Consider the following 15,235-nt stretch of genomic DNA (forward strand, 5'->3'; position numbering starts at 1 on the left):
GGCCCGATCCGAAAAGGACCGGGCCAAACGACTTATTCGGCGGTTGCGGGCTCGGCAGCCTTGGCGGCAGCAGCAGCCGCGACCTTCTCGGCTTCGGCCAGACGCTCCTGCGCCTTCTTCTTCGGCTTGGCCTTCTCCGGGTTGTTACGGACCGGCGCCTCGAGAACGCCGATCATGGCCAGCAGCTTCATGACGCGCTCGGTAGGCTGCGCGCCCTTGGCCATCCAATCCTTGGCCTTGTCGCCGTTCAGGGTCAGGCGGGTCGCATCGTCCTTGGCCTTCAACGGATCAAACGTGCCGATGTTCTCGATGAAGCGACCATCGCGCGGGGCGCGAGCATCGGCGATGACGATACGATAGACGGGACGCTTCTTGGCACCCCAGCGGGACAGGCGAATCTTCAACGACATGATAGTTCCTTTGTGGTTGGTGGTTTGAGACAGAGAGGCCGAATGGCCGGGGATCGGTGGGGTCGAAACAGGCGCTCGCCTATTTCTTCTTGCCCCCGAATGGGTTGAGGCCGCCGAGACCCGGCAGGCGGGGTGCACCGAGGCCGGGAAGGCCGCTCGGCAGGCCGGATGGTTTGGACCCGAGACCGGGCGGTGCAGCGGGGATGTTGGGCATGCCCCCCATCGAGCCGCCCATCTGCTTTTGCAGAGCTTCGAGCTGCTCGGGGCTTGGCGGGGCCATGCCGGCCATCGGATTGCCGCTGCCCATACCGAACATCGACGCCATCTTGCCCATCGCGCCGCGCTTGCCGCCAGAAGCACCGAGCGACTTCATCATGTCGGCCATTTGCCGGTGCTGCTTAAGCAGGCGGTTCACCTCTTCGACCTTGGCGCCGGCGCCGGTCGCGATGCGCTTCTTGCGCGAGGCCTTCAGAAGATCGGGATTTCGGCGCTCGCCCGGCGTCATCGACGAAATGATGGCGCGCTGCCGTTTGATCATGCCCTCGCCGATATTGGCCTGGGCGATCTGGTCCTTCATCTTGGCCATGCCGGGCAGCATTCCCATGATGCCGCCCATGCCGCCGAGCTTTTCGACTTGGGCGAGCTGATCGCTCAAATCCTGCAGATCGAACTTGCCCTTCCGCATCTTCTCAGCGACGCGCATCGCTTTTTCGGCGTCGATCGACTCGGCCGCCTTTTCGACTAGCGAGACGATATCGCCCATGCCGAGGATGCGGTTGGCGATGCGGGAAGGGTGAAAATCCTCCAGCGCATCCATCTTTTCGCCGGTGCCGAGAAGCTTGATCGGCTTGCCGGTCACGGCCCGCATCGACAGCGCCGCACCGCCGCGCCCATCGCCATCGACGCGGGTCAGCACGATGCCGGTGATCTCGACCCGCTCGTTGAAGGAGCGTGCGAGATTGACGGCGTCCTGGCCGGTCAGGCTGTCGGCCACCAGCAAGATTTCATGCGGCGTCGCGATCGCTTTGATCTCGGCCATTTCGGCCATCAGTTCTTCGTCGATATGGGTGCGGCCGGCGGTGTCGAGAATGACGACGTCATAGCCTTGCAGCCGCGCAACCTGTTCGGCGCGGCGGGCGATCTGCACGGGCGTCTGGCCTGGAACGATCGGCAAGGTGTCGACCCCGACCTGACGACCTAGCACCGCGAGCTGCTCCTGCGCGGCTGGGCGCTTCACGTCGAGCGACGCCATCAGCACCTTGCGCTTCTGGCGGTCGGTCAACCGCTTGGCGATTTTCGCAGCCGTCGTCGTCTTGCCGGCGCCCTGCAGGCCGACCATCATGATGCCGACCGGGGAGGCAGCATCGAGGTTGATCGGATCGGCTTCGGCGCCGAGCGTCTCGATCAGCACGTCGTTGACGATCTTGATGACCATCTGGCCGGGCGTGACCGACTTGATCACGTTGGCGCCGACGGCCTGGGCCCGCACCTTGTCGATGAAGGAGCGGACGACATCGAGCGCCACGTCGGCTTCGAGCAGCGCGCGCCGCACTTCGCGCATCGCTGCATTGACGTCGTTCTCGCTCAGCGCACCGCGGCGGGTGAGCTGGTCGAAAATGCCAGATAGCTTTTCCGAGAGGCCGTCGAACATGCCTGATCCTGGGTTTCCGACTTCAGCCAAGCCAGAGGCTCAACGGAAAACGCGCCCGGGGGCGCTCAGCGCTGCCGGACGGGCGTCTCACCCGGACTGGATGAAGACGGAGGTGGTTGCCCCGAAGGGCAGAGATTTTGATAGGCGAGGGTGGCTCCCCGGTCAACCCCTGCCAAGAGGGGGCGGAACTGCGGGACACGCACGCCTTTTCGGCTCATGCCGCGCGCAAACGCAAGCGAACCACGCTACAGTCGTGGCCGCGGCGGCGCTCGATCGCCTCTCGTTCTACGGGCGGGCTTCATCCATGCATTACGTGTTCATCGCCGGCGTCGCGGCGCTTGGTGGCCTGTTGTTCGGCTACGACACCGGCGTCATCTCCGGTGCGCTCCTTTACATTCGCGACCTGTTCGCACTCAGCCCTGCCATGCAAGGCCTCGTGGCCGCCATTGCGCTGGCTGGGGCTGCGGCCGGTGCCGGTTTTGCCGGCAGCCTGTCGGATCGCTTCGGTCGCCGCACCGTGATCCTCTTCACGGCTCTGATCTTCATCGCGGGCTCGTTGATTTCCGCCGCCGCCACGACCCTGACGGTTTTGTTGATCGGCCGTGTCGTGGTCGGTGTCGCGATCGGCGTGTCGTCCATGCTGACGCCCCTGTATCTCTCGGAAATGGCACCCGCAAAGAACCGGGGCGTGATCGTTTCACTCAATCAGTTGTTTCTGACGGTCGGTATCTTCGTGTCCTACCTTGTCGGCTATGGGCTGTCCGGTGTTCACGAAGGCTGGCGATGGATGCTTGGGCTTGGGGCCGTCCCCGGTGCCATCCTGTTCGTCGGCATGCTGCTGCTGCCGGAAAGTCCGCGCTGGCTCGCCGGCCATGGCCGTATGAAGGATGCCGAAGGGGCGCTGCGCCGCGTGCGCGGCAACGGCGTCGACCTCACCGGCGAACTCACCAGCTTGCGGAAGGATCTTCGTCGGGATGACGGAAAGTCCCACGCCTGGGGCGAGTTGCTCAAGCCGGCTTTGCGCAATTCGATGATCGTGGGCATCGGCCTTGCGATCTTCCAGCAGATTACGGGCGTCAACACCGTCATCTACTTCGCGCCGACCATCTTTCAGACCGCCGGTCTCTCGTCGGCATCGGCCGCCATTCTGGCGACTGCCGGCGTCGGGCTCGTCAATGTGCTGTTCACCCTGGTGTCGATGCGGCTCGTCGATGGGCTCGGCCGTCGGCCGCTCTTGATCTGGAGCCTCTGCGGCATGGCGGCCAGCCTTTGCCTGTTGGCCTTCGCGTTCGCGTTCGGTGCCAACGCATCGGTGGGCTGGCTCACCATTACGGCTCTGTGCCTTTATGTCGGCTTCTTCGCGGTTGGGCTGGGGCCCGTGTTCTGGCTGCTGATCTCCGAAATCTTCCCGCTGCGTCTGCGCGGGCGGGCCATGGGGATCGCCACCGTGGCGCAATGGATCTTGAACTTGATCGTCACGGCGACCTTCCTCAATCTGGTGCAGGCGCTGGGCTCCTCCGGCGTGTTCCTGATCTATGCGGCCCTGACCGTCTTGGCGGTGTTGTTCACGCTTCGCTTCGTGCCCGAAACCAAGGGCCGCAGCCTTGAACAGATCGAGGCCGATATGAGTGGCGATGCCTCGGTCCCGCACGGGGCGATTGTGGGCCGGTGAGGCTCTCCGCCTGATGGAGGGAGTTGACGAGACCCGGTCGCTTATGTGCTGTGCGGGTCATCTTGCCGGTTTGGCCGGCTTGCTTCGAGGATCACCATGGCTCTGACCGTCGCCGTCCAGATGGACCCGATCGACCGCATCAACATCGCGGGCGATTCCACCTTCGCCCTGTTGCTCGAAGCGCAGCAGCGTGGTCATACGCTGCGCTATTACACGCCCGATGCCCTGTCGCAGCGGGGCAGCGATGTCGTCGCCGTCATGCATCCCTTGTCGGTTCGCGACCAGAAGGGCGATCACTTCACGCTCGACGATGGTGTCGTGACGCCGCTCGACGCGGTCGATGTGGTCTTGCTGCGGCAGGATCCGCCCTTCGATCTCGCCTACATCACGTCGACGCATCTGCTCGAGCGGGTGCATCCGAAGACGCTGGTGGTCAACGATCCGGCAGGCGTCCGCAACGCGCCCGAAAAGCTGTTCGTGCTCGATTATCCCGCGTTGATGCCGCCAACGCTCATCACCCGCAACCGCGATGCAATCGAGGCCTTCCGGGCCGAGCACGGCGATGTCGTGATGAAGCCGCTTTACGGCAATGGCGGCGCTGCCGTGTTCAAGGTCTCGCGCCGGGATCCGAATTTCGGCTCGCTGTTCGATCTCTTCTCGGTGACGTTCCGGGAACCCTGGGTGGTGCAGCGGTTCCTGCCCGAGATCGTGCATGGCGACAAGCGCATCATCCTCGTCGACGGTGTCGCGGCCGGCGCGGTCAATCGCGTGCCGGCGCAGGACGATATCCGTTCCAACATGGTGCGGGGCGGGGCCGCGACCGCGACCGACCTGTCGCCGCGCGAACAGGAGATTTGCGCCACCATCGGGCCGGAACTGAAGCGGCGCGGCCTGCTGTTCACCGGCATCGACGTGATCGACGGCCACCTCACCGAGATCAACGTGACGTCGCCGACGGGGCTGCGCGCCATCAAGCGCTTGGGCGGCCCGGATATCGCCGCGATGATCTGGGACGCGATCGAGCAGAAGCGCGCGAGCTTTTCGCCGGCGGTCTAGCGCGAGCGCAGCGGCGCGCCGCTAGAACCAGACCTTCCAGTCGCGGCTCGCGTCGTTGTTTGGGTCGAAATACTTGTTCTGCCACGTGTCGTTGGGGCTGAGCCCCGAGAAGGCCTGCTTGCCGGCCTGCTGGATTACGTAGCGGAACCGGTAATGGTCGTAGATGTCCATGACGTGGACCATATAGGCTTGCGCTAAAGCCTTGTGGCCCTTCACGATCAGCAGGTTTTCGTCATTATTGTAGGACGCCCGATAGCCGAGATTGTGGCTGCCGGTGATGACGACGCAATCGTCCGAAAGGGGATCGATCACGATGATCTTGTCGTGGATGATCGCGTGGGCGTTGGGGCCGGCCTTCAGCAATTCCTGCTGCCAGAAGGCGAACTGATCTTTGATGGCGCTCGCGGCCACCACGTCGACCGGCTTTTCGCCGGGGCGATGGATCAACATTGTGTCGGCGGCCTCGACGGCTTTGGCATCCGTGGCGGCGCCCCGCACGAACACACCGTCATTCGCCTTGGCGATCTCGACCGCGACATCGAGGACGCTCGGCTTGCCGGGCTGAAACAGCAGAAACAGAACGGCGTGTTTGGCGGCCCTCATCAGGCCGAAGACCTCGTCGAGATCGGGCGGAACGGCCTCTGTGGCGCCCCGTCGGGTCGCGCGCGCCTTCGGCGTATTGGGCGAGAACCACAGGGTCGCGCGGCCCTCGTCGATCGGGCTGTCGGTCAGCGACGGCTTGGCATCGGCGTCGCGCAAGGCAGCGGATTGCTTGGCTTTACCGTTGGCGGGCGTGTCGGCCTTCAATCTCTGCCAATAGGCGCGATAGGCCTCCGCGATCGTCGCATCCTGCACCACGAGCGCGTTGTTGGATTGCGCGCAAACGGCCGTGTCGGTCCAATTCGTGCTGCCGAGTAGGACCGCCTGAGCCTTCCCCTTCGGATCGACATAGACCATGAATTTGTTGTGTCCGATGTGGCCGGACGGCACGAAGCGGTCGATCAGGTCAATGCCGGCATGGTCGTGCAGAGCCTGCCGGGCCGGGGCGTTTTCCGCGTCGTCCGTCCCTGTGTTGGACAGGATGAGATGCAACCGCTCGGCCTTGAGTAGAGCCTGTTCGAGCTCCGGGTCGGTCAACTCATAGAGGGCCGCGTAACAGTCACCGCCGTCCTGCTTGGCGCGATTGAGCAAGAGCAACAAACCTTCGATCATCTGGCCTGCGAGGGCGTTTCGCAATGGATCGCCCGGCTGGTCGATACGATCGAGCAGGATCTTGAAATCCGGGGCGCCCGACGGACCGGGCTTGACCGCATGCGAGACGAATTGGGTCGATAGGATGCCCCGGTTGAAATAGGCGCGGAAGCTGCCGCGCTCGGGCGTCAACGTCACCGGGTCGGTTTCGAGGCTCGTGACATGGGCCAGAGCGTCTAGCGCCTTATCGATCGACGGCGTGCCGCCGACCGGAACGATCCGGTAGGCATAGGTGCCGCCTCGCTTGGCCGTCACGTCCTTCCACTCGTATTTCTGAATGGGCCAGACCGCGGTCGTGTTCGGTTTCCATTCCGGGTTGGATTGACCCTGAAACCCGACCCAGGCCGGAAGCGCCGTCCAGGCGGATTTCGGATGCGCCATATCCTTCCGGTCGATCCGAAAGCCGAGACAATCTGGCAGCTTGTTCGGATAATGCCAGACGATCATGACGACATCATTGTTCGACGAGGCGCGCGCCTGCGGCTTGTCCAAGCAATCACCCTCCGGCTGATACACGCCAGAGGCTAGCGCCATCGCTTTGCGGTTGCATGACAGGGTTCTGGCTCCGATCGCGCGAGCCAACTGGCGTCATCGGGGCCGGACGTCTATTGAGGCCCGGCATGTCTCATTCATCCGAAACGCCCGCCCCCTCCCATCGCCTCGCCCTCTCCGTGGTCCTCGCCTCCGTCCTGCTCGACATGGTCGGCATCGGCATTGTGGTCCCGGTTCTCCCGGAGATGATTCGCGCGATCTCCGGGAGTGATATCTCGCAAGCGTCGGTGGTGGGCGGTTGGCTGTTCGTGGCCTATTCGGCCATGCAGTTTCTCTGCGGGCCAGCCATCGGCAATCTGTCGGATGCGTTCGGGCGACGGCCGGTGCTGCTCGCCTCGATCCTCGGCCTCGGGCTCGACTATATCGTCACGGCTTTTGCGCCATCGGTCGGGTGGCTGTTCGTCGGTCGTATCATTGCCGGGATCTGCGGCGCGTCCTACACGACCGCCAATGCCTATATCGCCGATATTACCCCACCCGAGGGACGCGCCAAAGCATTCGGGCTGATCGGCGCCGCCTTTGGGATCGGCTTTATCCTTGGCCCAGCTATCGGGGGCCTTCTCGGCCAGTTCGGCCACAAGGTGCCGTTTCTGGCGGCCGCCGCCTGCTCTCTGCTGAATTTCGCCTTCGGCTATTTTGTTCTGCCGGAATCGCTGCAGCCCGATATGCGACGGCGGTTCCGGTGGTCGCGCGCCAGTCCGTTCGGGGCCGTCGCGGCCCTGCGTCGCCAGCCGGCCCTGACCCGGTGGGCGATTGTGCTGCTACTCTTCTTTCTCGCGCAGGCCGTCTATGTGTCGGTCTGGGCCTATTCGGCGATCGCCCGCTACGGCTGGAGCGAGGCACAGATCGGCATCTCTCTGGCCTTGGTCGGCATCACTTCGGCCCTGGTGCAAGGCCTGTTGGTGGCTCCCATCATTCGCCGCATCGGGGAGCGGAACGCGGCGCTGATCGGCGTCGTGGCGGCTTGCCTATCGGCGATCGGTTACATGCTCGCGAGCGAGGGCTGGATGGTCTATGCGCTCATCATCCTCGGGGCCATTCAGGGTCTCGCGATGCCGGCCATCAACGCGTTGATGTCGCATGAGGTGCCGGCCGAGGCGCAGGGCGAATTGCAGGGCGCTGTCGCCAGCGTGCAAAGCCTTGCCTCGATCCTCGGTCCGTTGCTGATGACGCAGATCTTCGCGGCCTTTACGGCGCCCGGCGCGCCGGTTCTGTTCCCCGGCGCACCCTTCGCGGCGGCGGCGGTTCTGTTCGGCGCCTCGACCCTGCTGTTGTTACGAACCTCCCCACGACGCAGCGCGTCGGCGTGAAAAAGCCCGACGGATCGCTCCGCCGGGCTTTGACGTTGAAGTCGCGTCTTGCGGCCGCTTATTCGGCTGCGGTCCGCATCGGCTCCTCGATCGTGCCATCCGTATAGGTCGGGTGCTCGAGGCGCTGGCCCGGAGCCGCGCGGCCCGGCAGCGGCGGAAGAGCTTTCGCCTTTTCCAGATCGATGCCGGCGCCCGTCGCGACGCGGGTGCCGTAATCGGGATCGCAATGCCAGAAGTGCCACACCATGCGAAGCTGGATCGCCTCCGGGCAGGCCTTCATGTCGTTGACGAGGTTGTTGATGAGGTCGTCGCGCTCCCAATCCTGGAACGTGCGATAACGCTCGCCGGCCTGGGTGTAATCGTCCGTGGTGCGGCTCGTCTGGTAACGACCGAGACGCCCCTCGACCGGCTGGTGGTAGTCCTTGGCCGGCTTCGGGGCTTCCCTGAGGCTCTGGCCCAGCACGCTCGGCTCATAGTTGACGTTGGGGTTGGGGCCGCCATCGACCGCATAGGTCATCTGGCCGTCGCGCTGGTTGGTCATGGCGCGAAGGCCTTCGCGCGGCGCATTGATCGGCAGTTGCAGATAGTTCGCGCCGATGCGGTAACGCTGGGTATCCGAGTAGGACAACGTCCGCCCCTGGAGCATCTTGTCATCCGAGAAGTCGATGCCATCGACCAGCACCCCCGTGCCAAACGCGACCTGCTCGACTTCCGCGAAGAAGTTCGACGGGGCGCGATCCAGCACCATGCGGCCGCAGGGCAGCAGCGGGAACTGATCGACCGGCCACAGCTTGGTGTCGTCGAGCGGGTCGAAGGAGAGATGGTCGTTCGGGCCATCGGGCATGATCTGGACGCAGAATTCCCATTCCGGGAAATTGCCCTTAGCGATGTTGTCATACAGGTCACGCGTGGCATGGCCGACATCCTTGCCCTGGATCTCGGCGGCCTGCGCGGAGGTCAGGTTGCGGATGCCCTGTTTCGGCTCCCAATGGAACTTGCAGAGAACGGCTTCACCCTCATCGTTGACGAGCTTGTAGGTGTTGACGCCTGAGCCTTCCATCTCACGGAAATTGGCCGGGATACCCCATGGGGATTTGAGGTGCGTCACCATATGCAGCGACTCGGGGTGCATTCCCACAAAGTCGAAGAAGCGCCAGGCTTCCTGGCGATTGGTCACCGGATCCGGCTTGAACGCATGGATCATGTCGGGAAACTTGATGGCGTCCCGGATGAAGAACACCTTGAGGTTGTTGCCGACCAGATCCCAATTGCCGGCGACAGTCTTGAACTTGACCGCGAAGCCACGCGGGTCGCGCTCGGTCTCGGGGCTCTCTTTCGCACCAGCCACGGTGGAGAATCGCACCACCATCGGCGTTCTCACGCCAGTCTCGGTCAGCACGCGGGCGCGGGTATATTTGGAGGCCGGCTCGTCGCCGATTTTGCCATAGGCTTCAAAATAGCCGTGTGCGCCAGCGCCGCGCGCATGAACGACGCGTTCCGGAATGCGTTCGCGATCGAAATGCGTGATCTTCTCGATGAACTGATAGTTCTCGAGCGTGGCGGGGCCGCGTTCGCCGACCGTCCGGGTAGACTGATTGTCGCGGACCGGGTGACCCTGACGGGTCGTCAGAATAGTGTTATCCTCAGTCATGAGGCGTTCCTCTTCATCGTGGAGCAGGAGCGGCAACGCCGTGAACGGCCGTTCCGCTTGATCTTCGAACCCGTCTGGGTGAAAGTGGGAACCATATTCACTTTTGATCATCAAGGCAAGGATGAGATTTGCCGATGAGTCGAACCAAGAGTTTGAGATGCATCCGGATACGCCGCCCAAGCTCCCGAAAAACTATCGGCTCGTCTATGACGTGGTTCTGGCGCAGCCTCCGGGTCAACATGCTGCGGCCGGGGACATCTATGCCGAAGCGCGGCGGCGGCAGGCTGGACTCGGCCATTCCACGGTCTATCGCGCGCTGGAACGATTGCGCGACTTGGGCCTCGTGCATGAAGTGAAGGTGCCCGGCACCGCCTCGGCTCTCTACGAACCCTCGCGACACGGTCACGCGCATTTTCTCTGCACCGCATGTGGCCGCGTCGAGGATGTCGACTACGACATTCCGACGGCCGACATCGTCGCTCTCAACAAAGCCAATAACATCACGATCTCGGATGTGGCGCTGACGTTCAACGGCTTGTGCCAAGCCTGCGCGAAGCCGTAAGGGCTAGCCCTCGACGATGCTCCCGTCCAAGGCGGCTGCCATCCCGTCGATGATCCGCGATACAGCGTCGACAGGCGACAACATCGAGGTATCGAGCACGAGGCGGTGATCTAGCCTCGCCTCGTAATCATGCATCAAGACACCCGCCCAGGTCGGGGGGATCAGGCCCGTATCGTCTCTGACGCGCCCTTCCACGCGCCGCCGGTGCTCGACCGGATCGGAACAGATGATCTCGACGTTCAGCAGTGCCGCGCCGTTCCGCTGGGCGACCGCTTGCCAGGCGACGCGCGTTTTCGGCAACGGATTGACGCTATCGGCAACCACATCGAACCCGAGCGCGAGATGATCCCCCGCCATGCCATATCCGACGAGATAGCCGGCGATGCCGACGGCCTCGCCCGCATTGCGGATCCCCTGTTCGATCGTGTCGATCCGGATATGGGGGGCACGAAGGCGGCGCGCCAGCAGTCGGGCGATCGTGGTCTTTCCGGTACCCGGCAACCCGCTTAGCACGATCAGCAGCGGTTTTCTGTTCACCAGCGTCAAATCGAGACCTGCCGGCCGAGCTCCACGGTATTCTCGTGCGGCAGGCGCATTACGTCGCCGACATGGCTCGAGTTCCGTTCCATCGCGGCGTAGATGGCCTCGATCCACCGCGGCAAGCCTCGACCGTCCTCGCGTCGCACGATCGAGGCGTGGCCGACGTAATAGGTCACGTCCTCGAGATCGAGCCGACAACCATGATACTCGGCTGTCGCCAGCAGGGCAGGGATGTCGATATTTTCCATAAAGCCGAACACCGCTTCGGCGCGCCAGAAGTTCGGCGCGAGTTCGTCGACCGTGAGATGCTTGTCGGCAGCGATCCACGGCACCGAGGCGGTGCTGACCGTCAGAACGAAGAGATACGTGTGAAGCGCGCGATTATGCTGCATATGCCAGAGCAGCACGGGCGGCACATCGCGCGTGGTCCGCGTGAGGAATACCGCCGTGCCGGGAACACGCGGGGTCTGTTTGGCAAGTGCCTGGGCGCTGAAATCTTCGACCCGGATGATGCTTTCCTCGAACCGCTTTGCCACCGCTTCAGAACCGCGATGCCAGATCCACATCAGTCCGTAGATGAGGGCTGCGATCAGCAGAGGCACATAGCCGCCATCAGCGATCTTCACCGCATTGGCGCCGACGAAGGCCAGATCGATGATGAGAAAGAAGGCCGCGACCAGGCCCGCGACGGCCGCGCTCCACTTGAGAATTTCGCGCATGGCGATGAACAGCAGCACGGTCGTGATCAGCATCGTGAGCGAGACCGCGATGCCATAGGCGCTCGCGAGATGATCCGATTTCTGGAAGCCGAGCGTCAGCCCGATCGTCACGATCATCAGGATCCAGTTGACGCTCCCAACGTAGATTTGTCCGTAGCCTTCGGCTGATGTCTGCTTGACCGCGACGCGCGGCAGCCAGCCGAGTTGGATCGCTTGGCGGGTCATCGAAAACGCGCCCGTGATGATGGCTTGGCTGGCAATGATGGTTGCGAGCGTCGCCAGCACGACCAGCGGGATCAGAAGCGGACCCGGGCAGAGCCGATAGAAGATGTTGCCGTCCGTCGGGGCGCCGTCGAGCACGATCGCGGCTTGTCCGGCATAATTCAGCACGAGGCTGGGAAACACGACGCCGATCCAGGCGAGGCGGATCGGTTTCGGCCCGAAATGACCCATATCGGCATAGAGGGCTTCGGCGCCCGTGACACAGAGAAAGACGCCGCCGAGCACGAGAAAGCCTTTCACGCCATTGGAGGCCAGAAAGGCTATTCCATAAACCGGATTGAGGGCGGCGAAGACGCCGGGGTGATGGAGGATGCCGCTGATCCCCATGGCCGCAAGCGCCAGGAACCATGCCACCATGATGGGACCGAAGGCCTTGCCGATCCGCTCGGTGCCGAGCGGTTGCGCGATGAACAGCGCCAGTAGGATCGCGACCGCGCCCGGCACGATATAGGGATGAAACGCCGGGGTCGCCATATCGAGGCCCTCGATCGCCGAAAGCACCGAAATGGCGGGCGTGATCGCTCCGTCGCCATAAATCAGCGCTGCGCCGAACAGCCCGATCGCCACGATGGCGGCCCGATGTTTCTTCATGCCGATCAGCGACATCAGCGCGAGAATACCGCCTTCGCCGTCGTTGCCGACGCTCATCGCGATGGTGACGTATTTCAGCGTCGTGACGATCACCAAGGTCCAGATCAAGAGGCTCAGCAGACCGAGGATCGTCGCGGGCTGCGTGGCATCGCCGATGCCGTCCAGCACCGTCTTCAAGGTGTAAAGTGGGCTGGTGCCGATATCGCCGAACACGATGCCGAGCGCCGCGAGACCAAGGGCCGGCAGGCTCGTCGTCGGATGTCCATGCACGGCGTCGGGCTTATGCGGGCCGGAGGACGGCGTCGTCCGTGCGGCGCTGTTTTCGTCTGCGGCACGTGTTGACATAAACAGCTCCAGCATCGCTCGGCGAACCCATGCGCGATTGGAGGCAGGCACGCAATGGCATGAGTTGAACCGTCGCATCGCTCGACCCATCTGCGGCTGACGACCGCAGCGACAAGGAGTTCCCGCGCGATGATGACCAACAGAAGCCTCGTTCTTGACAGCCGACCCGAAGGCAAGGTCGAGAGCCGGCATTTTCGCATGGTCGAGGCCCCTGTTGCGGCGTTGCGTGAGGAGCAGGTTTTGATCCGCAACCTGTTTCTCTCGCTCGATCCCTACATGCGGGGCCGCATGAGCGCGGCGAAATCCTATGCGGTGCCGCAGGAGATCGGCGTCACCATGGGGGGCGGGACGGTTGGCGAGGTGGTCGAGTCACGCCACTCGTCATTCAAACCTGGCGACAAGGTGGTCGGCATGGGCGGCTGGCAGCTTTATGCCATCAATGACGGCGCCGGGCTTCGCAAGGTCGATGACAGTCGCGTGCCGCTCAGCGCCTTTCTGGGCGTCGCCGGCATGCCGGGCGTGACCGCATGGTACGGCTTGAACAAAATCATCGCTCCGAAGCCGGGTGAAACAATCCTGGTGTCTGCGGCGACGGGAGCCGTCGGCTCAGTCGTCGGCCAGTTGGCGAAGGCGGCCGGCGCTCGCGCTGTCGGTATCGCAGGCGGCCCCGACAAGTGCCGTTACGCGGTCGAGACCCTCGGCTACGATGCTTGCGTCGATCACAAATCGAGCAGCTTTGCGGCCGATCTCGCGGCGGCTCTGCCCCATGGCATCGACGGCCTGTTCGAGAATGTCGGCGGCGTGCCCTTCACGACCGCGATCGAGCACCTCAATCATTTGTCTCGCGTCGCCATCTGCGGCCTCATCGCGTCCTACCAGGGCGCGCCGACGACCCTGCCGAACATGCACATCTTTCTTCGTGTGCGGTTCAAGATGGAGGGGTTCATCGTGTCGGATCATCTCGATCTGTGGCCCGACGCCATCGCGGCGCTGACCGACCTCGTCGCGAACGGAAAGCTGACCTATCGTGAGACGATCGCCGAGGGGCTCGATGCGGCGCCGGCAGCCTTCATCGGCCTGCTCGACGGACAAAATCTCGGCAAGCAACTCGTCAAGCTTGTGTAGGCGACGGGACGGGGCGCAACGCCCCGTCCATTGATGAGCCGGCGTCGTGACGGCCCGATCAGGCCGGCCCGAAGACCCGGTCGAAGATCGTATCGACATGTTTGGTATGATAGCCGAGGTCGAAGAGGCTCTCGATCACCTCGGACGTCAGGGCCTTGGCGACATCGGGATCGTTCTTCAGCAGGGTCAGAAAGTCGCCTTCGCCGCGCCACACCGGCATGGCGTTGCGCTGGACCAGCCGATAGGCGTCTTCGCGTGACACCCCCGCCTGCGTCAGCGCCAGCAGCACGCGCTGCGAATGGACGAGACCACCCAGGCGGTCCAGGTTTTTCTGCATGTTTTCCGGATAGATCACGAGATTGTCGATCACGTTGGTCAGCCGTGCCAAAGCGAAATCGAGCGTGATGGTCGCGTCCGGTCCGATCGCGCGCTCAACCGATGAATGCGAAATGTCGCGTTCATGCCAGAGCGCCACATTTTCGAGCGCTGGCGTGACCATGCCGCGCACCAGCCGCGCGAGACCCGTGAGATTCTCGGTCAGTACCGGATTGCGTTTGTGCGGCATTGCCGACGAACCCTTCTGGCCGGGCGAAAAATACTCCTCCGCCTCCAGCACCTCGGTCCGCTGCAAGTGCCGGATCTCGGTCGCGAGCCGCTCGATGCAGGAGGCCACGACCCCGAGCGTCGCGAAGAACATGGCATGCCGATCGCGCGGGATGACCTGCGTCGACACGGGCTCCGGCGTCAGACCCATGGCTTTGGCGACATGGACTTCGACGGCGGGGTCGATGTTGGCGAAGGTGCCGACCGCGCCCGACATCGCGCAGGTGGCGATTTCGGCGCGCGCCGCAACCAGCCGAGCGCGGCAGCGGGCAAATTCAGCATAGGCGAGGGCGAGCTTCAGCCCGAAGGTGACCGGCTCGGCATGGATGCCGTGCGAGCGGCCGATCGTCGGTGTCATCTTATGCTCGAACGCGCGCTTGCGGAGTGCGGTCAGCAGCGCGTCGACATCGGCGATCAAAAGGTCGCTGGCGCGGGCGAGTTGGACCGCGAGGCACGTGTCGAGCACGTCCGACGAGGTCATGCCCTGATGCACGAAGCGGCTTTCCGGGCCTAGAAATTCGGCAAGATGGGTCAGGAACGCGATCACGTCATGCTTGGTCTCGCGCTCGATCTCGTCGATGCGGGCGACGTCGAACGTCACATGGCCGGCCTTCTCCCAGATCGCCTTGGCGGCGTCTTTCGGAATGACCCCAAGATCCGCCAGTGCGTCACAGGCATGCGCCTCGATCTCGAACCAGATGCGGAAGCGGGTCTGCGGCTCCCAGATGGTCACCATGGCGGGACGGGAATAGCGCGGGATCATGGGAACTCACCGGAAAGAAGACGATCCTGGCGCGTACCATACGGGAACGCCGGCTCGCAAATCGGCGAAGATGGGACGAACCGACACGGTCGTTGAAATTAGACAATTTTAAGACGAATCTGGATTGCGAGGCGGCATGTGCCTTGCTAGCC

Annotated in this window: 12 protein-coding genes; 5 read left to right on the forward strand and 7 right to left on the reverse strand. The window is 63.5% G+C overall.

Going from position 1 to position 15,235, the window contains the following annotated elements:
* Nucleotides 1–32 precede the first annotated feature (32 nt).
* The gene (gene rpsP / locus LGH83_RS19600; protein ID WP_131195862.1) at nt 33–410 is read right to left on the reverse strand and encodes a 30S ribosomal protein S16; all 378 of its coding nucleotides are present in this window, start codon (nt 408–410) and stop codon (nt 33–35) included.
* Between the two features lie 79 nt (nt 411–489).
* On the reverse strand, nt 490–2,061 hold the full coding sequence (gene ffh, locus LGH83_RS19605; protein ID WP_227400071.1) for a signal recognition particle protein: 1,572 nt from the start codon (nt 2,059–2,061) through the stop codon (nt 490–492).
* 253 nt (nt 2,062–2,314) lie between these two features.
* Between ffh and LGH83_RS19610 the strand changes: the two genes are divergently transcribed.
* Together LGH83_RS19610 and gshB are read left to right on the forward strand one after the other, a co-directional pair.
* Complete coding sequence (locus LGH83_RS19610) at nt 2,315–3,733, forward strand: sugar porter family MFS transporter (RefSeq protein WP_227400072.1); 1,419 nt, start codon at nt 2,315–2,317, stop codon at nt 3,731–3,733.
* 96 nt (nt 3,734–3,829) lie between these two features.
* The gene (gene gshB / locus LGH83_RS19615) at nt 3,830–4,789 is read left to right on the forward strand and encodes a glutathione synthase (protein WP_227400073.1); all 960 of its coding nucleotides are present in this window, start codon (nt 3,830–3,832) and stop codon (nt 4,787–4,789) included.
* A 21-nt stretch (nt 4,790–4,810) separates the two neighbouring features.
* On the opposite strand, the gene LGH83_RS19620 is transcribed toward gshB, so the two are convergent.
* Nucleotides 4,811–6,532, reverse strand: coding sequence for a phospholipase D-like domain-containing protein (locus tag LGH83_RS19620; protein ID WP_227400074.1), 1,722 nt, complete (start codon nt 6,530–6,532; stop codon nt 4,811–4,813).
* Nucleotides 6,533–6,660: 128 nt separating this feature from the next.
* On the opposite strand from LGH83_RS19620, the gene LGH83_RS19625 reads away from it, so the two are divergent.
* Nucleotides 6,661–7,902 carry a TCR/Tet family MFS transporter gene (locus LGH83_RS19625; RefSeq protein ID WP_227400075.1) on the forward strand — a complete coding sequence of 414 codons (1,242 nt, stop codon included), beginning with the start codon at nt 6,661–6,663 and terminating at the stop codon, nt 7,900–7,902.
* 58 nt (nt 7,903–7,960) lie between these two features.
* On the opposite strand, the gene LGH83_RS19630 is transcribed toward LGH83_RS19625, so the two are convergent.
* Nucleotides 7,961–9,553, reverse strand: coding sequence for a catalase (locus tag LGH83_RS19630; RefSeq protein WP_227400076.1), 1,593 nt, complete (start codon nt 9,551–9,553; stop codon nt 7,961–7,963).
* Between the two features lie 157 nt (nt 9,554–9,710).
* On the opposite strand from LGH83_RS19630, the gene LGH83_RS19635 reads away from it, so the two are divergent.
* Nucleotides 9,711–10,115, forward strand: a complete 405-nt coding sequence (locus LGH83_RS19635; protein WP_227400077.1) for a Fur family transcriptional regulator — start codon at nt 9,711–9,713, stop codon at nt 10,113–10,115.
* A gap of 3 nt (nt 10,116–10,118) precedes the next feature.
* On the opposite strand, the gene LGH83_RS19640 is transcribed toward LGH83_RS19635, so the two are convergent.
* Nucleotides 10,119–10,637 carry an AAA family ATPase gene (locus LGH83_RS19640; RefSeq protein ID WP_227401936.1) on the reverse strand — a complete coding sequence of 173 codons (519 nt, stop codon included), beginning with the start codon at nt 10,635–10,637 and terminating at the stop codon, nt 10,119–10,121.
* Nucleotides 10,638–10,657: 20 nt separating this feature from the next.
* On the reverse strand, nt 10,658–12,592 hold the full coding sequence (locus tag LGH83_RS19645) for a potassium transporter Kup (RefSeq protein WP_227400078.1): 1,935 nt from the start codon (nt 12,590–12,592) through the stop codon (nt 10,658–10,660).
* Between the two features lie 129 nt (nt 12,593–12,721).
* On the opposite strand from LGH83_RS19645, the gene LGH83_RS19650 reads away from it, so the two are divergent.
* Nucleotides 12,722–13,717 (forward strand): NADP-dependent oxidoreductase, encoded by a 996-nt coding sequence (locus tag LGH83_RS19650; protein WP_227400079.1) that lies wholly within the window; start codon nt 12,722–12,724, stop codon nt 13,715–13,717.
* Nucleotides 13,718–13,775: 58 nt separating this feature from the next.
* Here LGH83_RS19650 and purB read toward each other — a convergent pair whose 3' ends face one another.
* On the reverse strand, nt 13,776–15,083 hold the full coding sequence (purB, locus tag LGH83_RS19655; protein WP_131115390.1) for an adenylosuccinate lyase: 1,308 nt from the start codon (nt 15,081–15,083) through the stop codon (nt 13,776–13,778).
* Nucleotides 15,084–15,235 lie beyond the last annotated feature (152 nt).

Origin of the sequence: Lichenihabitans sp. PAMC28606 (genome assembly GCF_020616535.1) — a bacterium.
Classification (GTDB): domain Bacteria; phylum Pseudomonadota; class Alphaproteobacteria; order Rhizobiales; family Beijerinckiaceae; genus Lichenihabitans; species Lichenihabitans psoromatis.